Here is a 26,513-nt window from a genome sequence, read left to right as displayed (position 1 = left end):
TGCGCTGATGTATCTGAACGGTGCTGAGTATAAACAGGAGCAGCATGAATTATCGTATTATTCCGGTCACTGCGTTCGCGCAGAACTGTTCGTTGATCTGGTGTGAGCAAACTAAACTGGCGGCGCTGGTCGATCCAGGTGGTGATGCTGAGACCATTAAACAGAAGGTTGCCGAGGCTGGCGTGACGTTGCAGCAAATTTTGCTGACCCATGGTCATCTTGATCATGTGGGTGCGGCGGCGGAACTGGCACAGCACTACGGTGTGCCGGTGATTGGGCCGGAAAAAGAAGACGAGTTCTGGTTGCAGGGCCTGCCGGCACAAAGCCGGATGTTTGGTCTGGATGACTGCCAGCCGCTGACGCCGGATCGCTGGCTAAATGAAGGCGATACCGTCAGCGTGGGCAACGTGAAGCTGCAGGTGCTGCACTGCCCAGGGCACACGCCGGGTCATGTGGTTTTCTTTGATAATGATGCGCGGTTGCTGATTTCCGGCGACGTGCTGTTTAAAGGCGGCGTAGGGCGCAGTGATTTCCCGCGCGGTGACCACGCGCAGCTGATTGACGCTATCAAGCGCAAGCTGCTGCCGCTGGGTGACGACGTGAAGTTTATTGCCGGGCATGGGCCGATGTCGACGATTGGCTATGAACGTCAGCATAACCCGTTCCTGCAGGATGAACTTCCCGTCTGGTAAAAACAAAAAAGGCCGCTGATGCGGCCTTTTTTATGTCCACCCGGAGTCGGCGCTACACACCTCGTCCGGGCCACTCGCATATTACAGCACGGCGACGATAGCTTCGCACAGCGGCGCCATGTTGTCTGGGGTCATCCCGGCAACGTTAATGCGACCGGAGGCCACGGCATAAACGCCAAACTCTTCACGCAGACGTAGAACCTGTTCTTTGGTCAGGCCGCTGAAGGAGAACATACCGTTCTGTTTGGTGATAAAGCTGAAGTCACGGTTAGCCCCTTTTTCCTGTAGCGTATTCACAAACAGCAGACGCATGCGCTGGATGCGCTGACGCATATCGGTCAGCTCTTGTTCCCAGATAGCACGCAGAGCGTCGTTGCTAAGGATAGTTGCTACGACAGATGCACCGTGTGCCGGTGGGTTAGAGTAGTTGGCGCGGATAACGGCTTTCATCTGGCTGAAGGCGCGGTCGGCGGTATCGGCGTCGGCGGTCACCAGCGTACAGGCACCCACACGCTCGTTGTAGAGGCCAAAGTTTTTGGAGAAGGAGCTCGCCACAATCAGCTCTTTGTGCAGCGCAGCAAAGGCACGCAGGCCTTCCGCATCTTCTTCCAGACCGCGGGCGAAGCCCTGGTACGCGAAGTCAAACAGCGGCAGCCAGCCTTTCTCAACGGAAAGCTGTGCCAGCTGTTGCCACTGCTCAAGCGTAGGGTCAATGCCGGTTGGGTTATGGCAGCAGCCGTGGAACAGCACCACGTCACCCGACTGGGCGTCGTTCAGGCTCGCCAGCAGCGCGTCGAAGTCCAGCGCGTGCTTTTCAGCGCTGTAGTAGTTGTATTCACGTACTTCGAGGCCCGCAGCACCAAAGACGCTTTTGTGGTTCGGCCAGCTTGGATTGCTGACCCAAACGCGCTTCACGTCGGTGTTTTTAGCAAGGAAGTCCGCCGCGACGCGCAGAGCGCCGGTGCCGCCAGGAGTTTGCGCGGTGCGAGCACGCTTATCGCTAACGATAGGGCTACCTTTGCCAAACAGCAGTTCCTGCGTGCAGCGACCGAATTCAGGAATACCATCAATGCCGAGATAGTTTTTGGTGGTCTCATTTTCCAGCAGATACTGTTCAGCTTTTTTTACGCTGGTCAGAACCGGAGTCTTACCGGTTTCATCTTTATATACACCAATCCCGAGATTGATTTTACCCGGGCGGTCGTCGGCGCGAAACAGATCGGCCAGGCCCAGAATTGGGTCGGCAGGGGCGGCTGTAATGTTCTCAAACATGACGAGGTTCCATTTATTAGTTCGGGGGAAATCCGCTATCAGGTTAACGGCAGATTTACAAAATGCCAACCGTTAGAGACTAAAAGCGCGAAGGTTTTCAAAAGTTACGATCTTCATCTTAGGAACGTAAAAAAGCAGGACCGAAGTCCTGCTTTATAGGCATATAACGAGGAGGGTATGCTGATTAGAACTGATAAGTTGCCATCAGTGCCATCATGTCGTCGTTGCCGTTGATACCGCCAACTTCTTTGGTGTAAGCGTCGTTTTTGTTCAACAGGTTGAAGTAGTAGTCGACGGCTACGTTGAAGTTTTTGTTGAAGTAGTAAGTTGCACCCAACTGGATGAACTTAGCCAGGTCTGCATCGCCACCAGCGAAGGTGCCTTCAGGCGCCAGGTCTTTACCTTTGGTCTGAACGTAGGAGATTGCTGGACGCAGGCCGAAGTCGAACTGGTACTGAGCAACGATTTCGAAGTTCTGAGTTTTGTTAGCCGCGCCGTCCAGACCTTTAGGACCGGTACGGGTCATGTTGCGGGTTTCAGCATAGGTGGTTGCCAGGTAGACGTTGTTTGCGTCGTATTTAGCACCGATACCCCATGCTTCAGCTTTGTCGCCCACATCGTCCTGCAGTTTCTGGTGACCAGTACGGCCAGAGTTGCTGTAAGAACCGATCAGGCCGAAACCTTCGCCGAAATCATAGCCCAGAGAGTAACCAACGCCTTCACCGTTAGAAGTCTCAACGTCGGTACGGTCGTTTTTGCCCTGGTACTGAATACCCATGCTCAGGCCGTCAACCAGACCGAAGAAATCGCTGTTGCGGTAGGTCAGCAGACCGGTACCACGGCTGGTCATGTAGTTGTCAACGTGGCCGCCGCCCCAGGTCATACCGGAGAAGGATGGTGCCATATCGGTTTAAGACGCTACGTCGTACACGATACCGTAGTTACGGCCATAGCTGATGCTGCCAGCGTCGCCTGCTTTCAGACCAGCGAAGGCCAGACGGTTTTTGTTGGAAGCTGGGGTGCTTTCAGCGTTGTCCGCCATGAAGCGGTATTCCCACTGACCAAAACCAACCAGTTGGTCGTTGATCTGAGTTTCACCTTTGAAGCCCAGCTGAGCATAGGTGCCATCAGAGTTGCTGGTGTCACCGCTGGTGGTGAAGTCACGCTCTGCGTTCACTTTACCGTACAGATCCAGCTTGTTGCCGTCTTTGTTATAGATTTCGGCCGCGTTTGCTGCGCCAGCTACCAGCAGGGCAGGGATTACCACTGCCAGGATATTACGCTTCATCATTATTTATTACCCTCATTAGGTTTTTTTTATAGACACTCGCCACTGCCGCCAATTACCTCCGTCAATAAAAATTTACGGAACTATTGATGATAGTTTGGTGTCTTTATGTGTCTGAGAGGCATCTTTCCATTCCAAACGCGCTTTAGCCACTCTGAAAATGCTACAAACATCAAGAATGCGTAACCAAAAGAAATAATGTGTAACATTGTGTTAATTTTAAGGAACTTTGTGAACTATCTCAAAATTCTGAGATAGGTGCGGGTTAATTGAACGACCACTTATCTATCAATATGAATTTCTTATCTTTTATTTGTATAACGCCTTTTCTTATCGCTAATGTCCAAGAGACAAACTTTTATCTATGACCTTTTTCAGCCATCCGGATAGCCGTGTGTTTGTTCAAAAAATATGCTAAGGCAGTAGTGAAATCTGATCCGTAAACATATTGTGCTTATTTTTTGTACTTAATTATTGCGGCGAAATGTGCTGTAACAAAGGTCGGAGGGGAGGGGGTTGATGTTTAAGTTTGTTAAATTAAATAAAGATTTCTTTACGCTGGCGGCCAAAAAAAGGCCAGCGCTGAGGCTGGCCTTGAAGAAGCGATAAACTTAGAAGGTAGCGTTACGTGGTGTTCTTGGGAACGGGATCACGTCACGGACGTTTTGCACGCCGGTAACGTAAGCGATCAGACGTTCGAAGCCCAGACCAAAACCGGAATGTGGCACGGTGCCGTAACGACGCAGATCGCGATACCACCAGTAGTCTTCTTTATTAAGACCCATTTCCGCCATACGCGCATCCAGAACGTCCAGACGCTCTTCACGCTGAGAGCCGCCGATGATTTCACCAATGCCCGGCGCCAGAACGTCCATTGCGGCAACGGTTTTACCGTCTTCGTTAAGACGCATATAGAACGCCTTGATCTCTTTCGGATAGTTTTTCACAACGACCGGCGCTTTGAAGTGTTCTTCGGCCAGGTAGCGTTCGTGTTCAGAAGAGAGATCCACGCCCCAGTAAACTGGGTTTTCGAACTGCTTGCCGCAGTTTTCCAGGATGGTAACGGCATCGGTGTAATCGACCTGTGCGAAATCAGCGGTCACGAAACGTTCCAGACGATCGATAGCATCTTTATCTACGCGCTCAGCGAAGAACTTCATGTCGTCCGCACGTTCGGTCAGCACGGCTTTGAAGACGTACTTCAGCATCGCTTCTGCCAGACGGGCGTTATCTTCCAGATCGGCAAACGCTACTTCTGGTTCCAGCATCCAGAACTCCGCCAGGTGGCGGCTGGTGTTGGAGTTTTCAGCGCGGAAGGTTGGGCCGAAGGTGTAGATTTTCGACAGCGCACAGGCGTAGGTTTCGCCGTTCAGCTGGCCGGAAACGGTCAGGAAGGCTTCTTTGCCGAAGAAATCTTTGTCGTAATCGACTTTGCCCTGATCGTTGCGCGGCAGGTTTTCCATATCCAGCGTGGAAACGCGGAACATTTCACCAGCACCTTCGGTATCGGAAGCAGTAATCAGCGGGGTAGAAACCCAGAAGAAACCCTGCTCGTCGAAGAAACGATGCAGCGCCTGTGCCAGCGTATGACGTACGCGTGCAACCGCACCAATCAGATTGGTACGTGGACGCATGTGCGCCACTTCACGCAGATACTCGATGCTGTGGCGTTTTGCCGCCATCGGGTAGGTGTCGGGATCTTCAACCCAGCCGGTCACTTCAATGCTGGAAGCCTGAATTTCAAAACTCTGGCCCTGACCCTGAGAGGCGACGATCTTGCCGGTGACAATCACGGAGCAGCCGGTGGTCAGACGCAGCACTTCCTGATTGTAATTGGGCAGAGAATTATTAATAACGGCCTGTACAGGATCAAAGCAGGAACCGTCATAGACGGCGAGGAAGGAAAAGCCAGCTTTTGAATCTCGGCGGGTACGTACCCAGCCGCGCACGGTGACTTCGCTGTCAACGGCTACGCGGCCCTGGAGTACGTCGGCTACAGGCACAACGCTCATAATAGTCTCTCTATTCGTAGTCCAATAAAAAAATCGTTTTCCCCGGAACGGCGGGGGATATCTATGTTACCTGTCATCTTCTATCAGACAAGTAGAATTAGCATGGAGAAGGGGTGTTTTCAGAAATAATTAAATCAGAAGGGAGCCATAACGGCTCCCTTTGGTGATTAACTCGCCTTTTTGATCTGCGGAAGATCAAATGCTTTACGTAAAGCGCGAACAAACGCTTTATCGTGACAGATAGTTTTACCCGGGCTGTCGGAGAGTTTTGCCACCGGCTTACCGTTACACTCAACCAGTTTGATAACGATATTCAGCGGCTTCACCTGTGGAATATCGCAGGTTAAACGCGTACCGATACCGAAGCTCAAATTAATGCGCGATGAGAAGTGACGATATAGCTCAACGGCTTTGGTTAAGTCGAGATTATCGGAGAACACCAGCACTTTACTCAGCGGGTCGATGCCCAGCTTTTTATAGTGGTTGATGGCTTTCTCGCCCCATTCAAACGGGTCGCCCGAGTCATGGCGCAATCCCTGGTAGCGGGTAGCAAATTCCGAACCAAAATCACGCAGGAAGGCATCCATGGTGATGCAGTCGGTCAACGCAATGCCGAGCTGTTCTGGATATTCTTCGAGCCAGGCGGCCAACGCGGCACGTTGGCTGGTGGCAAGGTCAGGGCTAATTTGCTGATGTGCCTGGAACCATTCGTGCGCCTGCGTTCCCATTGGGGTTAACGATAGACGGCGCGCCAGATCGTAATTGCTGGTGCCGGTAAACCAGGATTCCTGCTGCAGGCGGCTAACAATCGCCTCCTGTACTTCGCGGGAAAAACGGCGGCGGGTACCAAAATCCATCAGCCTGAAGGCGGACATGTCAATGTCGGCGGTCAACTGATTAAAGTCGACCAGCTTACGCTCCAGCATGTCCAGCGCCTGCGGCACACCGTTTTCCGGCGAACGGTAGCGATGAACCAGCTCGCTAATTACCGCCAGCAGTGGAACTTCCCACATGATGACTTCGCGCCACGGGCCTTCAAGGCGAATATTGAGCTTGCCGTTATCGTTGGTGACGGTGACCTGCTGCGGGTCGTAGCGAAAATCACGCAGCCAGTTCAGGTAATCTTGTTTAAAGAAAGGAAGGCCGGATAGCCAGTGGTACTCGTCATCCTGCAGGGTGAGTGAACGCATGGCTTCGACTTGTTCGCGAATAGCGTCAGCATAAATGCCCAGCAGATCGTCCCCACGGCAGCGGAATTCAGCCGCTACGTTTACGTCATAGTAGTGGTGAAACACGGCCTGCTGCATATGCAGTTTGTAGGCATCTGTGTCTAGCAGCGAGTGCAGCACAGGAGAAGCGAATTGTGTCATGGTGCGCAGTAGCATCCTCTCACAGGAGCGTTTAGTACAATAAACAACAGGGGAGAATCGCTGGAGTATACCTTGTTTATCGATTTATTGAACCCCGATCACACCATAAGGCACGAAGAGTCACCATGGCGTTTTGTGCGTTATGTTAAGTAAATGTATCATTTTTCCCTATTTGACTGGAAAAGATGAAGATTCTGCGTAGCGCGTTTAACACAACAGGAATAGACTGGAGGTGACATTTACAAAAGATGCTAAAGGTTTTTTATGACACAACAGCCCCAAGCCAAGTACCGCCACGACTATCGTGCGCCGGACTACCTGATTAGTGATATTGACCTGGCCTTTGACCTGGATGCCGCAAAAACCATCGTGACCGCGGAAAGCCAGGTTTCCCGCCACGCAGCGTCTGATGTACCGCTACGTCTGAACGGTGAAGATTTAACCCTGATCTCTCTTCACGTTAACGGCGAGCCGTGGGACAACTATAAAGAAGAAGAGAACTATCTGGTTATCGCGGGTCTGCCAGAACGTTTCACCCTGAAGATTGTGAATGAAATCAGCCCAGCGGCGAATACCGCGTTAGAGGGGCTGTATCAGTCTGGCGAAGCGCTCTGCACCCAGTGTGAAGCTGAAGGCTTCCGCCACATTACCTGGTATCTTGATCGCCCGGATGTGCTGGCCCGCTTCACCACTAAAATTACCGCTGATAAAACCAAATACCCGTTCCTGCTTTCTAACGGCAACCGCATTGCCGAGGGCGAACTGGAGAATGGTCGCCACTGGGTGCAGTGGCAGGATCCATTCCCGAAACCTTGCTACCTGTTTGCGCTGGTCGCCGGTGATTTCGACGTACTGCGTGATACCTTCAAAACTCGCTCCGGCCGTGAAGTCGCGCTGGAGCTGTTCGTTGACCGCGGCAACCTGGACCGCGCGCCGTGGGCGATGACCTCGCTGAAAAACTCCATGAAGTGGGACGAAGATCGTTTCGGCCTGGAGTACGACCTCGACATTTATATGATTGTTGCCGTCGACTTCTTCAATATGGGCGCGATGGAGAACAAAGGGCTGAACGTCTTTAACTCCAAATACGTGCTGGCCCGTACCGATACCGCGACGGATAAAGACTATCTCGATATCGAGCGCGTGATTGGCCACGAATACTTCCATAACTGGACCGGTAACCGCGTTACCTGCCGTGACTGGTTCCAGCTGAGCCTGAAAGAGGGCTTAACCGTTTTCCGTGACCAGGAATTCAGCTCTGATTTAGGCTCGCGCGCCGTCAACCGCATCAGCAACGTACGCACCATGCGCGGCCTGCAGTTTGCCGAAGACGCCAGTCCGATGGCGCACCCGATCCGCCCGGATAAAGTTATTGAAATGAATAACTTCTATACCCTGACGGTGTACGAGAAAGGGGCGGAGGTTATCCGCATGCTGCACACTCTGCTGGGTGAAACCAACTTCCAGAAAGGGATGCAGTTGTACTTCGAACGTCATGACGGCAGCGCCGCGACCTGCGATGATTTTGTGCAGGCGATGGAAGATGCGTCCAACGTTGACCTGTCCCATTTCCGTCGCTGGTATAGCCAGGCCGGTACGCCAATCGTCAGCGTACACGACGACTATAACCCGGAAACCGAGCAGTACACCCTGACCATTCGTCAGCGTACGCCGGCGACCGCCGAGCAGGATGAAAAATTCCCGCTGCACATTCCATTCGACATCGAGCTTTACGATAACGAAGGTAAGGTGATCCCGCTGCAGAAAGACGGGCATCCGGTGCATCATGTGCTGAACGTGACCCAGGCAGAGCAGACCTTTGTTTTCGATAACGTCTACTTCCAGCCGGTTCCGTCCCTGCTGCGCGAGTTCTCGGCGCCGGTGAAGCTGGAATATAAATGGAGCGATCAGCAACTGACGTTCCTGATGCGTCACGCGCGCAATGACTTCTCCCGCTGGGATGCGGCGCAAAGCCTGCTGGCAACCTATATCAAGCTGAACGTTGCGCGTCATCAGCAGGGTCAACCGCTGTCGCTGCCGGTCCACGTGGCTGATGCATTCCGCGCGATCCTGCTGGATGAGCACATCGACCCGGCGCTGGCGGCTGAAATCCTGACGTTGCCATCAGCTAGTGAAATTGCTGAGCTGTTCGAGATTATCGATCCTATTGCCATTGCGGCGGTGCGTGAAGCGCTGACCCGTACGCTGGCGACGGAACTGGCCGATGAATGTCTGGCGATTTATAACGCCAACAAACTTGACAGCTACCGCGTAGAACATGCCGACATCGGTAAACGCTCGCTGCGTAATACCTGTCTGCGCTATCTGGCATTTGGTGATCGTGAGCTTGGCGATAAGCTGGTGAGCGATCAGTACCATCATGCCGATAACATGACCGATGCGCTGGCGGCACTGTCTGCTGCCGTAGCGGCTGAACTGCCGTGCCGTGACGCGCTGATGCAGGAATATGATGACAAATGGCATCATGACGGTCTGGTGATGGATAAATGGCTGATTCTACAGGCGACCAGCCCGGCGGACGACGTGCTGGCAACGGTACGTAAGCTGCTGAACCACCGTTCATTCAGCATGAATAACCCGAACCGTATTCGCTCGCTGATTGGCGCCTTTGCCGGCAGCAACCCGGCGGCGTTCCATGCGGCAGACGGCAGCGGCTATCAGTTCCTGGTGGAAATGCTCACCATACTGAACAGCAAAAACCCGCAGGTGGCTTCTCGTCTGATTGAGCCGCTGATCCGCCTGAAACGCTACGATGCGAAGCGTCAGGCGTTGATGCGTGCCGCGCTGGAGCAGCTGAAAGGGCTGGAAAATCTTTCTGGCGACTTGTACGAGAAGATTGCTAAAGCCTTAGCTTAACCAGTAGCCCGGACGAGGCGCGAGCCGACTCCGGGGGGCTTGGTGACAATCCCGGCGTCGCATTGCTCGGCCGGGCTACATTATATATAAGCAAAAACGCCGTAGGTTTTTCCCTACGGCGTTTTTTTTTATCAAACATGTTCGGTGAGTCGCACGGAACTTAACGTGGGAACCTGAATGTCCCGCCGATGCAGCGCCTGCCAGAAAGTTTCCAGCGCGCTGTCCAGTCGGGTGTGCAGATTTGGGCTGAACTGCGGCTTATGCTGATAATCGGTCACCTGGCTATCGTCGGCAAACACACCCTGCAGGATCTCCTGGGCCTTCAACGCATTCAACACCGGCTTTAAGGCGTAATCCACCGCCAGCATATGCGCCACCGTACCGCCGGTTGCCAGTGGCAGCACCACTTTGCCTTCCAGCGCACGCTCGGGCAACAGATCCAGCAGCGCTTTTAATGCACCAGCGAATGATGCCTTGTAGACCGGGGTGGCGATAATCAGGCCGTCGGCGTGAGCTAACTGCTCGGTCAAGGTTTGCAGCGCCGGGCTGTCAAAACGGGCGTGAAACAGATCTTCGGGGTCGAAGTTCTGTAGATGCCAATGGAAAACTTCAACGTCGGCGGCAGAGAGTTTCTCCCGGGCGTACTCCAGCAGGGAGCTGGAGCGAGAAGGAAAACGAGGGCTGCCTGCTAAAGTAATGACGCGCATGGTCTCTCCTTATAACTAAAAACAAACATTAATCTAAAATTGATAACATTTGCATCAGTGTGTCAGAGAGGAAACTGCGGGCGAAATACTTTTTCTGATGATGGATTACCAGAAAATGCATATGCGGAGTGCAGGAGAGGTTGAATGGAAGGAAAACGATTGCGCTTTTTTTGCCGTAGGTCAATTCCATTTCTGAGCGTTATCGCACATAATATGCCCCCGGTTTGCACACCGGGAATCCAGGAGAGTTCATGTACTATCCCTTCGTTCGTAAAGCACTTTTTCAGCTCGATCCAGAGCGCGCTCATGAATTAACGTTTCAACAATTACGTCGCGTCACCGGCACCCCGCTGGAAGCACTCGTGCGTCAAAAAGTGCCGGAAAAACCGGTCACCTGCATGGGGCTGACGTTTAAAAATCCACTGGGTCTGGCCGCCGGTCTGGATAAAGACGGCGAATGTATCGACGCCTTAGGAGCGATGGGATTCGGCTCCATTGAGATTGGTACCGTCACGCCGCGTCCGCAGCCGGGTAACGACAAGCCGCGCTTGTTCCGTCTGGTCGATGCCGAAGGGTTGATCAACCGTATGGGCTTCAATAACCATGGCGTTGATAACCTGGTCGAGAACGTAAAAAAAGCGCATTTCGACGGAATTCTGGGGATTAATATCGGCAAAAATAAAGATACCCCGGTTGAGCAGGGCAAAGATGACTATCTGATTTGTATGGAAAAAATCTATGCCTATGCCGGTTATATTGCGATTAATATCTCCTCGCCAAATACCCCTGGGCTGCGTACGCTGCAATATGGCGATGCGTTAGACGATCTCCTTTCCGGTATTAAAAATAAGCAATCTGAACTCGAACAAAAGCACCATAAATATGTTCCAGTGGCGGTGAAGATCGCTCCGGATCTTTCTCATGAAGAGTTGATCCAGGTGGCCGACAGTTTAGTCCGCCATAATATTGATGGGGTGATTGCTACCAATACCACATTGGATCGTTCTCTGGTTCAGGGGATGAAAAATTGCGATGAAATGGGAGGCTTAAGCGGTCGTCCATTACAATTAAAAAGCACCGAAATTATTCGTATGCTGTCAGCCGAATTAAAAGGTCAATTACCGATAATTGGCGTTGGCGGTATCGACTCGGTGATTGCGGCGCGTGAAAAGATGGCAGCTGGCGCGTCTCTGGTGCAGATCTATTCCGGGTTTATTTTTAAAGGCCCGCCGCTGATTAAAGAAATCGTTACCCACATCTAGTATTTTTCCTGATAATGTGATCCAGGGCTTTATTTCCGGCCCTGGTTGCATTATATTCCCGTATTGTTGCTTATTTAAACATATTGGTCTTTTATTATTTAAGGCTAAGTAACGCAACGGAAGAAAGGGCAATGCATTGGATGCGAATATGACGGGGGAGTAAAATGCGAATTAAACCTGATGATAACTGGCGTTGGTATTACGATGAAGAGCACGATCGTATGATGCTCGATTTAGCCAATGGTATGTTGTTTCGTTCGCGTTTTGCTCGCCGGATGTTAACCCCCGATGCTTTTGCGCCTACCGGGTTCTGCGTTGACGATGCTGCGCTTTATTTCTCTTTTGAAGAGAAATGCCGCGATCTTGTACTGTCAAAAGAGCATCGCGCTGAGCTCATTCTTAATGCGCTGGTGGCTATCCGCTTCCTGAAACCGCAAATGCCGAAAAGCTGGCACTTCCGCGCTCACGAAGAGAGCTGGTCTCCGGTAACCGGCGATGCAGCGGCCGTGTGGTTGAGCGACGATGACAGCCAGGTGAATTTGCTGGTGGTAGAGCCGGGCGATAATGCAGCCCTGTGCCTGCTGGCCCAGCCGGGTCTGGTATTGGCTGGGCGCACTATGCAGCTTGGCGACCCTATCAAGGTGATGAACGACAGGCTGCAACCTCAGCCGGGGCTGGACGGTTACAGCCTGGAGCAGGCGGTTTAAAGCTTCAGCTTTAGCGCTGTTTTCGGTACGCAGCTACAGCTGAGAATCGTACCATCGTTGGCTATCGCACTCTTTTTCAGCGGATTGACTTCACCGTCCAACAGCGTCACGCGGCAGCTGCCGCAGATACCTGCGCGGCAGGAGTAGGGGACACGAATGCCCTGCTGCTCCAGCTGTTCCAATAAAATCTGCTGATTATTCCCGGTAAAACGACTGCCTTCCCAGTCAATTTCTACGAGTGCATCCTGCTGTGTTTGCGGAGCCAGCGCTTCGTCAGCTTTCCCCGCACCGTACACGATGGCCGGGCCGGTGGTAAGAATTTCCACTTCATCACCCACGCGAACCACGCCGCTATTGCGGGCAATCAGGTTCTGACCGAAATCCACGTCGCCGTTGGCAGGGTTGGTGCGAAACGACTGTAGCGTGCTCAGCGGTTCAGCCGCCGGATGCTTTTGCCCTTTTTCCGGGCTGATGGTCGTAAAGATGCAGCGGCTGCAAGGCTTCACGACATCGAAGACCACGTCGCCAATGCGCAGCGTTTTCCAGCTATCTTCTTCCCAGGCTTGTGCCCCGGTCACCACTAGGTTAGGGCGGAACTGCTCCATGCGAACGCTGGCGCGGCAGTGTTGCTGTAGGTCGCGCAGCGAGGCTTCGTTGGTCAGCAAGAACGGAAAACCATCGGCGAATGAGAGCGGCACCGCGTCGTGACGCTTAACACGTCGGGTAAGATCATCACCCAGCCAGCGAAGCTGGACATCGCGCTTAAAGAACGGCGTCAGCCACTGATTGATAGCGTCGGGTGCGATACGCGAGGTAAAATGGTTGCCCCATACTTCGGTTGGTGACGGCTGACCGACGAAATCCACAAAACGGACTAACGCACTGCTGCCGTCGGGCGCAGTGAGGTGTAAACCATCGTGAAGGACCGCAGGGGTAAAACGCACCATTGCCGGGAACTGCCGGGCGGTAATAAAGGTGCCATCAGGCTCGGTGATCATGAAAATGCGGTCAAATGCCATCCCGCTAATATCGGCAAAGGCGTGCGTAAGCCCGATGCCGCGCATGGATTTCACCGGATGTATAAAAAGCCGCGATAATGTAGCCACAACGCTGTCCCTGAGTCGAAAATAAGCCTTTAACTTTATGACATGGGGCGCAGATTGGCTATAATGCGCAACAATTTTCTGCGAGTAAAAGTGACGATATGAATTCTCTGTTTGCCAGTACGGCCCGTGGGCTGGAAGAGCTGTTAAAAACTGAACTGGAAGGCCTGGGCGCCCAAGAGTGCCAGATTGCCCAGGGCGGCGTCCATTTCCAGGGCGACACGCAGCTTCTGTACAAAAGCCTGATGTGGAGTCGTCTGGCTTCGCGCATCATGATGCCGCTGGGAGAATGTAGCGTCTGGAGCGATCTCGATCTTTATCTCGGCGTGCAGGCTATCGACTGGACCTCGATCTTCACCCCGGATGCCACCTTTGCGGTGAGCTTCGGCGGCCTGAACGATAGCATCCGTAACAGCCAGTACGGTGCGTTGAAGGTAAAAGATGCGATCGTCGATGCCTTTACGCGTAAAAATCTGCCGCGTCCTAACGTCGATCGTGAAAACCCGGATCTGCGTATTAACGTCCGTCTCAACAAAGAGACCGCCTATATTTCTCTCGATCTGAGCGGCGAAGGCCTGCACCTGCGCGGCTATCGCGATCGTACCGGTATGGCGCCAATCAAAGAGAACCTGGCGGCGGCTATCGTCATGCGTTCCGGCTGGGTGCCGGGTACGCCGCTGCTCGACCCTATGTGTGGTTCCGGCACGCTGCTGATTGAAGCGGCGATGTGGGCTACCGACCGTGCGCCGGGGCTGCACCGCGGCCACTGGGGCTTCAGCGGCTGGGCGCAGCATGACGATGCCGTGTGGAAAGAAGTGAAAGCCGACGCGCAGACCCGCGCTCGTGCCGGTCTTGCCGCCTATGAATCCCGCTTCTTTGGCTCTGACGTCGACAGCCGCGTGGTTGAGCTGGCGCGCAGCAACGCCCGTCGTGCCGGTATTGGCGAACTTATCACCTTTGAGGTGAAAGACGTGGCGCAGCTGATCAACCCGCTGCCGAAAGGGCCTTACGGTACCGTTATCAGTAACCCGCCGTACGGCGAGCGTCTGGAAAGCGAACCGGCGTTGATAGCAATGCACAGCCTGCTCGGCCGCAATATGAAAAACCAGTTTGGTGGCTGGAACTTGTCGCTGTTTAGCGCCTCTCCGGAGCTGTTAAGCTGCCTGCAGCTGCGCGCCGAGCGTCAGTTTAAAGCGAAAAATGGCCCGCTGGACTGCGTACAGAAAAACTATCACCTGGCTGAAACCACCGGTGAGAAACCTGCCTCGCTGGCGGAAGATTACGCTAACCGTCTGCGTAAGAATCTGAAGAAATATGAGAAGTGGGCGAAACAGGAAGGGATCGAATGCTACCGCCTGTATGACGCCGACCTGCCGGAATATAACGTGGCCGTTGACCGCTACGCCGATTGGGTGGTGGTGCAGGAGTATGCGCCGCCGAAAACCGTTGATGCCAACAAAGCGCGCCAGCGTCTGTTCGACATTATTGCCGCGACTATTGCCGTGCTCGGTATTACACCGAACAAGCTGGTGCTGAAAACCCGTGAGCGTCAGAAGGGTAAAAACCAGTATCAGAAGATGAACGAGAAGGGCGACTTCATGGAGGTAAGCGAATACAACGCGCGCCTGTGGGTCAACCTGACCGATTACCTCGATACTGGTCTGTTCCTCGACCACCGTATCGCCCGCCGTATGCTGGGTGAGATGAGCAAGGGCAAAGACTTCCTGAACCTGTTCTCCTACACCGGGAGTGCCAGCGTGCACGCCGGTCTGGGCGGCGCGCGTTCGACCACCACCGTGGATATGTCGCGTACCTATCTGGAGTGGGCGGAACGTAACCTGCGCCTTAACGGCTTAACCGGCCGCGCTCATCGCCTGATGCAGGCGGACGTGCTGGCATGGCTGCGCGATACCGACGAACAGTTCGATGTGATCTTTATCGATCCGCCAACCTTCTCGAACTCCAAACGTATGGAAGATGCGTTTGACGTTCAGCGCGATCACCTGCGTCTGATGAAAGATCTGAAACGTCTGCTGCGTAAAGGCGGCACCATCATGTTCTCCAACAACAAACGCGGTTTCCGTATGGACCACGACGGCCTGGCTGAACTGGGACTGAAAGCACAAGATATTACCCAAAAAACACAGTCTCAGGATTTTGCCCGTAACCGTCAGATCCACAACTGCTGGCTGATTACCGCAGCCTGAAAGGAATAAAGAATGTCATTAATTAGTATGCACGGTGCCTGGCTGTCGTTCAGCGATGCGCCGCTTCTTGATAATGCAGAATTGCATATTGAAGATAACGAGCGCGTCTGTCTGGTTGGCCGTAACGGCGCGGGCAAATCGACGCTGATGAAGATCCTCAACCGTGAGCAGGGTCTCGACGACGGTCGTATCATTTACGAACAGGATCTGGTTGTGGCGCGTCTGCAGCAGGATCCGCCGCGCAACGTTCAGGGCAGCGTCTACGATTTCGTGGCCGAGGGTATCGAAGAGCAGGCGGTGTACCTTAAGCGCTACCACGATATCTCGCATCTGGTGATGACCGACCCAAGCGATAAAAATCTGCAGGAGCTGGCGAAGGTTCAGGAACAGCTGGATCACCACGGCCTGTGGCAGTTGGAAAACCGCATCAACGAAGTACTGGCACAGCTGGGTCTGGAGCCGGATATGGAGCTGGCGGCGCTGTCCGGCGGCTGGTTGCGTAAAGCGGCGCTGGGCCGTGCGCTGGTGAGCGCGCCGCGCGTGTTGCTGCTCGACGAACCGACGAACCACCTCGATATTGAAACGATCGACTGGCTGGAAGGTTTCCTGAAAACCTTCAAAGGCACGATTATCTTTATCTCCCACGACCGTTCCTTCATCCGCAATATGGCGACCCGTATTGTTGACCTCGACCGCGGCAAGCTGGTGACCTATCCGGGTAACTACGACCAGTATCTGCTGGAGAAAGAAGAGGCGCTGCGCGTAGAAGATCTGCAAAACGCCGAATTCGACCGCAAGCTGGCGCAGGAAGAAGTCTGGATCCGTCAGGGCATCAAAGCGCGTCGTACCCGTAACGAAGGCCGCGTTCGCGCCCTGAAAGCGATGCGTAACGAACGTAGCGCTCGTCGTGAAGTGATGGGTAGCGCGAAGATGCAGGTAGAAGAAGCATCCCGCTCCGGCAAAATCGTCTTTGAGATGGAAGACGTTAACTATCAGGTTAACGGCAAAGTGTTGGTGAAAGACTTCTCCGCACAGGTTCAGCGCGGTGACAAAATTGCGCTGATCGGCGCTAACGGTTGTGGCAAAACCACGCTGCTGAAGTTGATGTTAGGTCAACTGGAGGCGGACAGTGGCCGTATTCACGTCGGCACTAAGCTGGAAGTGGCCTACTTCGATCAGCACCGCGCGGAGCTGGACCCGGATAAAACGGTGATGGACAACCTCGCCGAAGGCAAGCAGGAAGTGATGGTTAACGGTAAGCCGCGCCACGTGCTGGGCTATCTGCAGGACTTCCTGTTCCATCCGAAGCGCGCGATGACTCCGGTCCGGGCGCTGTCCGGCGGTGAACGTAACCGTCTGCTGCTGGCAAGACTGTTCCTGAAACCAAGTAACCTGTTGATTCTCGATGAACCAACCAACGACCTGGATGTCGAAACGCTCGAGTTGCTTGAAGAGCTCATCGACGGCTATCAGGGCACCGTGATGCTGGTCAGCCACGATCGTCAGTTTGTTGATAACACCGTCACCGAATGTTGGATCTTCGAAGGCGAAGGGCGCATTGGTCAATATGTCGGCGGTTATCACGACGCGCGCGGCCAACAATCGCAGTCACGGGCGCAAAAACAGTCAAACGAGAAAAAAAGCCCAGAAGTAGTGCAGCCAAAAGCAGAAACGGTCAAACGAGCAAGCGCCAAACTAAGCTATAACCTGCAGCGCGAATTGGAGCAGTTACCGCAGAAGCTCGAAACGCTGGAGGCGAATCTGGAAACGTTGCAGGCTCAGGTCGCCGATGCATCGTTCTTCAGCCAGCCCCACGACCATACGCAAAAGGTGCTGGCCGATTTGGCTCAGGCTGAGCAGGCACTGGAAGAAGCGTTTGAACGGTGGGAATATCTGGAAGCGTTAAAAAACGGCGCCTGATTGAGGAGTTTTCATGTGCGAACAACATCATGCTGCGCAGCATATCCTATGTCCACAATGTGACATGCTGGTGGCGTTGCCGCACCTGGAGCACCGACATAAGGCCACCTGCCCACGCTGTGGTACAACGCTGACCACCGCGTGGGACGAGCCTCGGCGGCGTCCGACGGCCTATGTGCTGGTTGCGCTCTTTATGCTGCTGCTGGCCAACCTGTTTCCGTTTATCAGCATGAACGTCGCGGGGGTTAACAGTGAGATTGAGCTGCTGGAAATCCCGAGCGTCATGTTTTCTGAAAACTACGCCAGCCTCGGCACCTTCTTCCTGCTGTTTGTACAGTTGGTGCCCGCGTTCTGTTTGATTACCATTCTGCTGTTGGTTAACCGGGTGCGCATGCCGCACCGGCTTAAGGCGATTCTGGCGCGTATCCTGTTTACCCTGAAAACCTGGGGCATGGCGGAAATCTTCCTTGCCGGGGTGCTGGTGAGCTTTGTGAAGCTGATGGCGTACGGCGATATCGGCGTTGGCAGCAGCTTCCTGCCCTGGTGTCTTTTCTGTCTCTTGCAACTGCGAACCTTCCAGTGCGTGGACCGTCGCTGGCTATGGGACGATATCGCCCCGATGCCCAAGCTTGAACAGCCGCTGAAACCCGGCGTCACCGGTATTCTTCAGGGGTTGCGCTCCTGCGCCTGCTGTACGGCGATTTTACCTGCTGACCAGCTTGAGTGCCCGCGTTGCCACAGCAAAGGACACGTCCGACGTAAAAACAGTCTGCAGTGGACAATGGCGCTGTTGGTGACGTCAATCATGCTTTATCTCCCGGCCAACATTTTGCCTATCATGATAACCGACCTGCTGGGCGACAAAATGCCGTCGACCATCCTGGCCGGGGTGGTACTGCTCTGGAGCGAAGGATCGTATCCAGTGGCGATGGTCATTTTCCTCGCCAGTATTATGGTGCCGACGCTGAAGATGATCGCCATCGCCTGGCTGTGCCTGGATGCCAACGGTATGAAGCGTAAGCACCGGGACAGCGAACGTATGCACCTGATCTACGAAGTGGTGGAGTTTGTTGGCCGCTGGTCGATGATCGACGTCTTTGTTATTGCAGTGCTTTCGGCCCTGGTGCGTATCGGGGGCCTAATGAATATCTATCCGGCGATTGGCGCGCTGATGTTTGCGCTGGTCGTCATAATGACCATGTTCTCGGCAATGACGTTTGATCCGCGACTTTCGTGGGATCGGGAACCTGAATCAAGCCATGAGGAGTCGTAAAAGCATGGAAACCAAGAGTGGGGAGGCGAAGGTGCAGAAAGTGAAAAACTGGTCTCCCGTTTGGATCTTCCCGATCGTAACGGCGCTGATTGGTGCCTGGATCTTATTTTACCACTACAGCCATCAGGGGCCGGAGGTGACGCTTATCACCACCAACGCTGAAGGTATTGAAGGTGGTAAAACGACGATCAAAAGCCGCAGCGTTGACGTTGGTATTGTCGAAAGCACGACGTTGACCGACGATCTAACGCACGTGGAAATTAAAGCGCGACTGAATTCCGGCATGGAAAAGCTGCTGCACAAAGATTCGGTATTCTGGGTCGTGAAGCCGCAGATTGGCCGTGAAGGCATCAGCGGGTTGGGTACGCTGCTGTCGGGGGCCTATATCGAACTTCAGCCGGGTTCTAAAGGTTCTGAGCTGAACAGCTATCAGTTACTGGATTCACCGCCGCTGGCACCGCCTGATGCGAAGGGCATTCGTGTGCTGCTTGATAGTAAAAAAGCAGGGCAGCTCAGTCCGGGCGATCCGGTGCTGTTCCGTGGCTACCGTGTGGGCTCCGTTGAGACGAGTACTTTTGACCCGCAGAGCCGCACTATCAGCTACCAGTTGTTTATCAGCGCGCCAAACGATCGACTGGTGACCAGCAACGTACGTTTCTGGAAGGACAGCGGCGTAGCGGTCGATCTGACCTCCGCTGGGATGCGTGTAGAAATGGGCTCGCTATCGACACTCTTTAGCGGTGGCGTCAGCTTTGACGTTCCGGAAGGTGTGGAACTGGGGCAGCCAATAGCTGAGAAAACCGAATTTAAGCTGTATGACGATCAAAAGAGCATTCAGGATTCGCTCTATACCCAGCACATCGACTACCTGATGTTCTTCAAAGATTCTGTACGTGGGCTGCAGCCCGGTGCGCCGGTCGAATTCCGCGGCATTCGCCTGGGTACTGTGGCACAGGTGCCATATTTTGTGCCGGGTTTACGTCAGGCATTGAACGATGACTATCGTATCCCTGTGATGATCCGCATTGAACCAGAGCGTCTGGCGAGCGAACTCGGAGAAAAACCTGACGTAGGGGCCCATTTAACCGGCCTTATTCAACGTGGCCTGCGTGGTGCGTTAAAAACGGGTAACCTGGTAACGGGTGCACTTTACGTGGATCTTGATTTCTATCCAAAAGAGAAACCGGTTAAAGAGATGCCTGAGTTTGGTGGTCATCAGATTATCCCAACCGTCAGCGGTGGCCTGGCGCAGATCCAGCAGCGCCTGATGGATACGCTCGATAAGATCAACAATCTGCCGCTAACGCCGATGGTTGAACAGGCCACGAACACGCTGAGTGAAAGCCAGAACACGATGCGCCGCCTGCAGACGACGCTGGATAATCTGAACAAGATAACCGCCAGCCAGTCCGCGCAGCAGTTGCCTGCCGATATGCAGAAAACGCTGCGTGAGCTAAACCGCAGTATGCAGGGCTTCCAGCCGGGTTCCGCCGCCTACAACAAGATGGTGGGCGACATGCAGCGTCTGGATCAGGTTCTGCGTGAGCTGCAGCCGGTGCTGAAAACGCTGAATGAGAAGAGCAACGCGCTGGTGTTCGAAGCGAAGGATAAAAAAGATCCAGAGCCTAAGAGGGCGAAATAATGAAAAAGTGGTTAGTACTGGTTGCAGCCTGCCTGTTGGCAGCCTGCAGCAGCACGGAAAATAAAACCTACTACCAACTGCCGCAGGCTACGGGTACGGTACAGAATAGCGCTAGCGCAAATCAGCGCCTGCTGTGGGTGGAACAGGTCAATATCCCTGACTTCCTCGCCGGCAGCGGCGTGGTCTACCAGACCAGCGATGTGCAGTATGTGATTGCCAGCAATAACCTGTGGGCGAGCCCGCTGGACCAGCAGCTACGGACAACGCTGGTGGCGAATCTCAGTAACCAGCTGCCGGGCTGGGTGGTCTCCTCGCAGCCACTAGGCAGTGACCAGGATACGCTTAACGTCTCGGTAAATGGCTTCCACGGTCGTTACGATGGCAAAGTTATCGTGAGCGGGGAGTGGCTGCTCAATCATCAGGGACAGCTGACGAAGCGCCCGTTCCATATTGAACTGGCGCAGCAGCAGGACGGCTATGACGCCATGGTGAAAGTGCTGGCGCAGGCCTGGAGCCAGGAAGCGACCGCGATAGCGCAAACCATCAATCGGTAACCATAAGTAGAATTAATTGTTCTAAAGACCGCCGACGGTGCAACACCTCGGCGGTTTTTTTTATCCCTACGCTCAATTGCTTACTTAACCCACTTCACATTTTTTGTACAAATGTTCTTCTGAGTAGCTCACAAATATGACATTGGTATGAATTCTGCGCATTGACGGGGGAATGGTTTAGCGGTATTCGTATTATGTGGCTGCACACTTTGTAACCACTGTTTTCTTTTCCACCAGACCAAGATATGAGGGAAACGAGGCATGAAGAGACAAAAACGAGATCGCCTGGAGCGGGCACATCAGCGTGGGTATCAGGCCGGGATCACCGGACGACCAAAAGAAATGTGTCCATACCAGACCATTAACCAGAGGTCTTACTGGCTGGGAGGCTGGCGAGAAGCCATGGAGGACAGGGCGGTAGTCGCCTGACACTGTCTCTTTAAAAAGAAACCTCCGCAGTGCGGAGGTTTCGCCTTTAGATTCACAACGCTACTCTGTCGTCAGTTCCTTCTGACGACAAACAGCATCAGAATGCAGAAGTGTCCTGGAACAGGCCCACTTTCAGATCGTTAGCGGTATAGATCAGACGACCATCAACCAGCACTTCACCATCCGCCAGACCCATGATCAGACGACGGTTAACAATACGCTTGAAGTGAATACGGTAGGTCACTTTCTTCGCGGTTGGCAGAACCTGGCCGGTGAATTTAACTTCACCCACGCCGAGCGCACGGCCTTTGCCTTCGCCGCCCAGCCAGCCGAGGTAGAAACCAACTAACTGCCACATTGCGTCCAGACCCAGGCAGCCTGGCATGACTGGATCACCGATAAAGTGGCAACCAAAGAACCACAGGTCAGGATTGATATCGAGCTCAGCTTCAACATAACCCTTGTCAAAGTTGCCGCCGGTTTCGGTCATTGAAATGACACGATCCATCATCAGCATGCTCGGAGCTGGCAACTGCGGGCCTTTAGCGCCAAACAGTTCACCGCGACCAGAGGCAAGAAGGTCTTCTTTTGTATAGGATTCGCGTTTATCTACCATGTTTTCAGTAAGCCTTATTTTGAGTTCGGGACGCAGGATAGCTAACACGTGTACGCTGAACAAGTCCGATCAGTTGGAAGCTGAACGATTTAACCAGCGTAACGGCCACGGATAGTGGTAGCGAGGCTCCTGCTGCGTAGCTTGTGCAATGCGTTCCTGAATAGTTTGCAACAGCGTCTGTCCTTCACCGTCCCAGTTCAATTGCATGAGAAGCGGCAGTGCATCGGTCACATCATCAATAGCCCAGATGGAGAATTCTCCGGCCTCTACCGCTTCCTGAACCTCGGTTGCGAGGCTCAGGTGGCGAACGTTAGCGGAAGGAATAATCACCCCCTGCTTGCCGCTCAGGCCGCGTTGAGCGCAGATAGCAAAGAAACCTTCGATTTTTTCATTCAGGCCGCCAACTGGCTGGGCGCGACCAAACTGATCGACAGAGCCGGTCATGGCAATGCTTTGGTTAATCGGCACGTTCGCCAGGGCGCTGATGAGCGCACAAAGCTCGGCCATAGAGGCGCTGTCGCCGTCGACTTCACTGTAAGATTGTTCAAAGGTGATGGAGGCAGAGAACGGCAGCTGCTGTTCCAGATCCAGCTCGGCCATTAAGAAGGCCTGCATTAACATCATCCCTTTGGCGTGAATATTGCCACCGAGTTCGGCTTTACGTTCGACGTCGGTAAACTCGCCGTCGCCGATGTGCACTACGCAGCTAATGCGTGAGGGTTCACCGAACGGGCGAGGGTGACCAGGAAAATCAATGACCGACAGGGCGTTGATCTGACCGATGCATTCGCCTTCGGTTTCAATCAGGATCTGCTCAAGCAGGATTTCGTCCTGCATACGCTCGGCCAGGAACCCTTCACGCCACTGGCGCTGTACCAGCATCGTTTTCAGCTGTTCGGCATTGATAGTACTGTCTGTGGTAAACGGTGCGGCTTCACGCAGCTGACGGTTAATCCACAGCGGGCAGAGCGGCATCACTTCCTGGTCGCCGGTGTAACGGGCACCTTCCTGCATCAGAAGTGGCCAGGCGTCGGCAGTAAGCCCTGGCAGCGATTTCTCACGTGCCACCCCGGAGACCCACTGACACCATTGTCTGAGGGCTTCTTCGTCCGTCAGCTGCAGGCTATCTTCAAACTCGCTGTACAGCGAGGATTCGGCCAGTTCAGGCTCCATCTCCTGGAAGTCCGCCAGCGATTCACGCTCACCGACAAGCATGACCTTTAGCGTTAACGGCATAGAAGGGATACTTACCGGCAGCGGGCGCGCATCGTCAAAGGTCAGCCAGTCGAAGCGCTGTTGAGTGACGATGTTTTTTAAGCGCATCCACAGAATGGGCTGCGACATCAGCGTGCGTAAAGAGAGGATCAGAATGCCGCCGTTGGCCTGATGAACCAGACCAGGCTGCAGGCTGATTTCGCCATTAAACTGACGAACACAGCCAAAAAGTTGTTCCGCTTCGACCCAGTCAGCAAAAATGATGGGGCCGCGGCTTGCGAAGTTGTCCTCTGCGCTACGGGCAGGCTGTACGGTGACTTTGCCACCAACAACCTGATAATCGACGCCCGTCAGAGCGGATTCATCGCTATTGCGCAGAGAGAGGGCCGTTTGCGAGAGCAGCTGCAGGTACTCTTTTTCTTCTGGTGCTTTGACCAGCAAGAATGGGGAGATCCCCTGTGGATGCAGAAACTGCTCCAGCGCGTAGTGTAAACGGGCCTGGAGTTCGCTGAATAATGCGTCGTTTTCTGAGGCTAAATCAGGCTGGGCAAATAGCGCCTGGTATGCTTCAGTCGCGGGGGCGAGAAAGCGCCGGGAAAGAGTATTTATAGTCAATGTCGCTATTTTTAGTCAGATGTAAAGTGCGTGATTATACCTGATGCCGTTGGGAAGCTCACGGAGAATAGGGAAGTATCTTCGGACGTCAGCCTTATCCGTATCACAGTTGCAGATTTCTTCTCAGCACATTGAGGAAAAACTGTTATCCTGAAAAGAGTTACACGGTCACACTGAGATCGCAATGAAATATCAACAACTGGAAAATCTTGAAAGCGGCTGGAAATGGAAATACCTGGTGAAAAAGCACCGGGAAGGTGAGCCCATTACCCGTTACATTGAAGCCAGCGCCGCGCAAGAGGCTGTCGATGTTTTGCTGAAACTGGAAAATGAACCGGTTCTGGTGAATGACTGGATTACCCAGCACATGAACCCGCAGCTGGTGAACCGTATGAAGCAGACGATTCGCGCACGCCGTAAACGTCATTTTAACGCCGAACATCAGCATACCCGTAAGAAGTCGATCGATCTGGAGTTCGTCGTCTGGCAGCGCCTGGCAGGGCTTGCACAGCGCCGGGGTAAAACCTTGTCTGAAACGGTTGTTCAGCTGATTGAAGATGCCGAGAATAAAGAGAAGTATGCGACGAAGATGTCCAGCCTGAAGCAGGATCTGGAAGCAATGCTGGGCAAAGAGAAGTAGGCGATACCGCTGCTATAATGTCGGTTGCTTTAGATTCAGACCAAAAAAAACCCCGCAGAGCGGGGTTTTTTATTAGACGAGAACTTAAGCCTGAGGCTGAGTTACAACGTCTTTGCTACCTTTAACTTCGATCTCTACGCGACGATCTGGTGCCAGGCAGTCGATCAGCGCAGCTTTCGCTTTCACGCTGTCACAGGTGTTGCCAGTAACTGGGTTAGATTTGCCCATGCCACGTGCGGAGATTTTGTCAGCTGGGATACCTTTAGATACCAGGTAATCAACAACGGACTGTGCACGTTTTTCGGACAGACCCTGGTTGTAAGCGTCAGAACCGATACGGTCGGTGAAGCCCAGAACCACTACGGAACCTTCTTTAGGATCCAGGTTGCTCAGCTGGGAGTACATCTGATCCAGAGCCTGCTTACCTTCTGGTTTCAGAGTAGCTTTGTTGAAGTTGAACAGAACGTCAGACTTCAGAGTGAAGTGTTTGGTCTGTACTTCTGGAGCTGGAGCCGGAGCTGGAGCGATTACTGGAGCTGCTGCATCCTGCTGGCCGAAGCGGTAGGAAACGCCTACGCTCAGCATGCCGTTGTCAGGACGTACGCCAACGCTGTTTGCGTCGCCGATGTTGTTAACCCACTGGTATTCCAGACGGGTAGCGATGTCACGAGTAACAGCCCACTCAACGCCGCCAGCGAATACTGGGGAAACGCCGGTGTCGTGGTTGTCACCACCATTTTTGTTGCTGGAGTCAGCACGCCATACCATGCCGCCCAGACGGGTGTAGATGTCCAGGTCGTCGGTTACTGGGTAGCCCAGTTTAGCGGTCAGCTGTACGCCCTGAGCTTTCAGTGCGCCATTGTTTTCGCTGCCGGTATATTTCATACGGCCCAGCCAGTCGTAGCCCATTTCGAAGCCAACGTACGGGTTAACCTGGTAGCCACCGAACGCGCCTGCGCCCAGCTGGCTTTCATGGGTAGAACCGTTGTTGTTCAGGGAGCTGTTGTACCAGCCGGTGTCATGGAACTGGGACCAACCCAGTTTACCACCTGCGTACCAGGTGTTGTCTTGCGGAGCGGCCTGCGCTACAGAAGCGAAGCCTGCCAGTGCCACTGCAATCGCGATAGCTGTCTTTTTCATTTTTTGCGCCTCGTTATCATCCAAAATTTGCCATGAAGTTCTAAATAGACTCACGGTTAAATCCTTCCACCGGGGGCGTGGCTTAATAAAATACTCAGCAGATAACTGCGGTTAAGCTTGAGCACCCCTGGCGATGTAAAGTCTACAACGTCGCTCGAAACTTACAAGTGTGAACTCCGTCAGGCTTATGAAAAAAAAAGAGTTGTATATGCAATATTTAACAAATATGTCGAAAAATTAATCGATATAAAATACCGCGAACCGCACCAGACAAGCATTCTGTCTAAAATCAGCCGAAAAATCGTGGAGATAAAAAAACCGCAAAAAAAATCCCAGGAATAATCCTAATTTCACTCAATGATACAAATTTGAGTGAATTTTTAGCCCATTAAATTGTCCTGTTGAATGAGATGCGGACTGAACTGGTCGCATAATGAGCACCATCGCGTTACCTTCCTCCGCAGCACGTTGTAATCGGGCATGTTCTTCTGCTGATAATTCATCCGTCAGCCAGCCGATAACCACACTATAATTTCCAGTCTGGGATGCCCGAACCATAGAATCAAGCATGTCATATGAGGACATCTGGCGCAGTTGCATGACTTTCGTTAGCGGCAGACCGGATGACTGTACCCACTCGCGGCTTAACTTTTGTTGCGGCGTTAGCCAAAGCTGCCAACGGGACTGCTGACCGAGCTGCTGCAGCAACGGTAAGAGTAATAGTTGCGCCATCATTGGCTGATCTTCCCGATAAAGCACTTCGCTGATTAACGCAGCAGACGGCGCTTTTACAGAGGTAAAAGTATGGGAAGCGGTAGTGGTTGCCGCAGCAGAAGAACGATTTACAACACCAGAAGTATACATAGTTAATCCAGCCCTGTGGGTTACTGTATGAATATACAGTACTACCCTGAAGATTAAAGATCAACCTCATTTTCTGAAAGCAACTCGCAAAAATGCACTCTAAATGCC

Annotated in this window: 20 protein-coding genes and 1 pseudogene; 11 read left to right on the top strand and 10 right to left on the bottom strand. The window is 53.3% G+C overall.

Annotated elements, in window-relative coordinates:
• The first annotated feature begins 44 nt into the window (after positions 1 to 44).
• On the top strand, positions 45 to 692 hold the full coding sequence (locus HII27_RS03415; RefSeq protein ID WP_123651307.1) for an MBL fold metallo-hydrolase: 648 nt from the start codon (positions 45 to 47) through the stop codon (positions 690 to 692).
• Positions 693 to 773: 81 nt separating this feature from the next.
• On the opposite strand, the gene HII27_RS03410 is transcribed toward HII27_RS03415, so the two are convergent.
• The 4 genes and pseudogenes from HII27_RS03410 to pncB all read right to left on the bottom strand — a co-directional run bounded on the left by HII27_RS03410 (position 774) and on the right by pncB (position 6,634).
• Positions 774 to 1,964 (bottom strand): amino acid aminotransferase, encoded by a 1,191-nt coding sequence (locus HII27_RS03410; RefSeq protein ID WP_185666552.1) that lies wholly within the window; start codon positions 1,962 to 1,964, stop codon positions 774 to 776.
• A 184-nt stretch (positions 1,965 to 2,148) separates the two neighbouring features.
• A pseudogene (locus tag HII27_RS03405) lies at positions 2,149 to 3,255 on the bottom strand (porin).
• Positions 3,256 to 3,863: 608 nt separating this feature from the next.
• Positions 3,864 to 5,264 (bottom strand): asparagine--tRNA ligase, encoded by a 1,401-nt coding sequence (gene asnS, locus HII27_RS03400; RefSeq protein ID WP_185666551.1) that lies wholly within the window; start codon positions 5,262 to 5,264, stop codon positions 3,864 to 3,866.
• Positions 5,265 to 5,431: 167 nt separating this feature from the next.
• Entirely contained in the window at positions 5,432 to 6,634 is a 1,203-nt protein-coding gene (pncB, locus tag HII27_RS03395) for a nicotinate phosphoribosyltransferase (protein WP_185666550.1), read from the bottom strand.
• A 264-nt stretch (positions 6,635 to 6,898) separates the two neighbouring features.
• Here pncB and pepN point away from each other — a divergent pair, with 264 nt between their 5' ends.
• A complete protein-coding gene (pepN, locus tag HII27_RS03390; protein ID WP_185666549.1) occupies positions 6,899 to 9,511 on the top strand; it encodes an aminopeptidase N in 2,613 nt (870 codons plus the stop codon).
• Between the two features lie 131 nt (positions 9,512 to 9,642).
• On the opposite strand, the gene ssuE is transcribed toward pepN, so the two are convergent.
• The gene (gene ssuE / locus HII27_RS03385) at positions 9,643 to 10,218 is read right to left on the bottom strand and encodes an NADPH-dependent FMN reductase (RefSeq protein ID WP_185666548.1); all 576 of its coding nucleotides are present in this window, start codon (positions 10,216 to 10,218) and stop codon (positions 9,643 to 9,645) included.
• A gap of 251 nt (positions 10,219 to 10,469) precedes the next feature.
• Here ssuE and pyrD point away from each other — a divergent pair, with 251 nt between their 5' ends.
• Both pyrD and zapC read left to right on the top strand, forming a co-directional pair.
• Positions 10,470 to 11,480, top strand: a complete 1,011-nt coding sequence (gene pyrD / locus HII27_RS03380) for a quinone-dependent dihydroorotate dehydrogenase (RefSeq protein WP_035892411.1) — start codon at positions 10,470 to 10,472, stop codon at positions 11,478 to 11,480.
• A 164-nt stretch (positions 11,481 to 11,644) separates the two neighbouring features.
• Positions 11,645 to 12,187, top strand: coding sequence for a cell division protein ZapC (zapC, locus tag HII27_RS03375; RefSeq protein WP_185666547.1), 543 nt, complete (start codon positions 11,645 to 11,647; stop codon positions 12,185 to 12,187).
• On the opposite strand, the gene HII27_RS03370 is transcribed toward zapC, so the two are convergent.
• Complete coding sequence (locus HII27_RS03370; protein ID WP_185666546.1) at positions 12,184 to 13,293, bottom strand: YcbX family protein; 1,110 nt, start codon at positions 13,291 to 13,293, stop codon at positions 12,184 to 12,186. The two genes, zapC and HII27_RS03370, sit on opposite strands and share 4 nt — an antisense overlap.
• A gap of 98 nt (positions 13,294 to 13,391) precedes the next feature.
• Here HII27_RS03370 and rlmKL point away from each other — a divergent pair, with 98 nt between their 5' ends.
• From rlmKL to rmf, 6 genes are all read left to right on the top strand, one after another.
• Positions 13,392 to 15,497, top strand: coding sequence for a bifunctional 23S rRNA (guanine(2069)-N(7))-methyltransferase RlmK/23S rRNA (guanine(2445)-N(2))-methyltransferase RlmL (gene rlmKL, locus HII27_RS03365; RefSeq protein ID WP_185666545.1), 2,106 nt, complete (start codon positions 13,392 to 13,394; stop codon positions 15,495 to 15,497).
• Positions 15,498 to 15,509: 12 nt separating this feature from the next.
• Positions 15,510 to 17,417, top strand: a complete 1,908-nt coding sequence (locus HII27_RS03360; RefSeq protein ID WP_185666544.1) for an ABC transporter ATP-binding protein — start codon at positions 15,510 to 15,512, stop codon at positions 17,415 to 17,417.
• A 13-nt stretch (positions 17,418 to 17,430) separates the two neighbouring features.
• On the top strand, positions 17,431 to 18,690 hold the full coding sequence (gene pqiA, locus HII27_RS03355; RefSeq protein ID WP_185666543.1) for a membrane integrity-associated transporter subunit PqiA: 1,260 nt from the start codon (positions 17,431 to 17,433) through the stop codon (positions 18,688 to 18,690).
• 4 nt (positions 18,691 to 18,694) lie between these two features.
• Positions 18,695 to 20,332 carry an intermembrane transport protein PqiB gene (gene pqiB / locus HII27_RS03350; RefSeq protein ID WP_185666542.1) on the top strand — a complete coding sequence of 546 codons (1,638 nt, stop codon included), beginning with the start codon at positions 18,695 to 18,697 and terminating at the stop codon, positions 20,330 to 20,332.
• Entirely contained in the window at positions 20,332 to 20,886 is a 555-nt protein-coding gene (gene pqiC, locus HII27_RS03345; protein WP_185666541.1) for a membrane integrity-associated transporter subunit PqiC, read from the top strand. The genes pqiB and pqiC overlap by 1 nt, the downstream gene beginning before the upstream one ends.
• Before the next feature lie 261 nt (positions 20,887 to 21,147).
• The gene (rmf, locus tag HII27_RS03340; protein ID WP_035892402.1) at positions 21,148 to 21,315 is read left to right on the top strand and encodes a ribosome modulation factor; all 168 of its coding nucleotides are present in this window, start codon (positions 21,148 to 21,150) and stop codon (positions 21,313 to 21,315) included.
• Between the two features lie 97 nt (positions 21,316 to 21,412).
• Here rmf and fabA read toward each other — a convergent pair whose 3' ends face one another.
• Both fabA and HII27_RS03330 read right to left on the bottom strand, forming a co-directional pair.
• Positions 21,413 to 21,931 carry a bifunctional 3-hydroxydecanoyl-ACP dehydratase/trans-2-decenoyl-ACP isomerase gene (fabA, locus tag HII27_RS03335; RefSeq protein ID WP_185666540.1) on the bottom strand — a complete coding sequence of 173 codons (519 nt, stop codon included), beginning with the start codon at positions 21,929 to 21,931 and terminating at the stop codon, positions 21,413 to 21,415.
• Between the two features lie 69 nt (positions 21,932 to 22,000).
• Positions 22,001 to 23,761: an AAA family ATPase gene (locus HII27_RS03330; protein ID WP_185666539.1), complete on the bottom strand. Its 1,761-nt coding sequence runs from the start codon at positions 23,759 to 23,761 to the stop codon at positions 22,001 to 22,003.
• A 184-nt stretch (positions 23,762 to 23,945) separates the two neighbouring features.
• Here HII27_RS03330 and matP point away from each other — a divergent pair, with 184 nt between their 5' ends.
• Positions 23,946 to 24,401: a macrodomain Ter protein MatP gene (gene matP / locus HII27_RS03325; RefSeq protein ID WP_185666538.1), complete on the top strand. Its 456-nt coding sequence runs from the start codon at positions 23,946 to 23,948 to the stop codon at positions 24,399 to 24,401.
• Between the two features lie 84 nt (positions 24,402 to 24,485).
• Here matP and ompA read toward each other — a convergent pair whose 3' ends face one another.
• Positions 24,486 to 25,541 (bottom strand): porin OmpA, encoded by a 1,056-nt coding sequence (gene ompA, locus HII27_RS03320; protein WP_185666537.1) that lies wholly within the window; start codon positions 25,539 to 25,541, stop codon positions 24,486 to 24,488.
• Positions 25,542 to 25,895: 354 nt separating this feature from the next.
• Entirely contained in the window at positions 25,896 to 26,405 is a 510-nt protein-coding gene (gene sulA / locus HII27_RS03315) for an SOS-induced cell division inhibitor SulA (protein WP_185666536.1), read from the bottom strand.
• Between the last annotated feature and the right edge of the window lie 108 nt (positions 26,406 to 26,513).

Source organism: Kluyvera sichuanensis (genome assembly GCF_014218705.1).
Taxonomy (GTDB): domain Bacteria; phylum Pseudomonadota; class Gammaproteobacteria; order Enterobacterales; family Enterobacteriaceae; genus Kluyvera; species Kluyvera sichuanensis.
The sequence above is the reverse complement of the archived record's forward strand: the minus strand, read 5'-3'. Positions and strand labels throughout refer to the sequence as shown.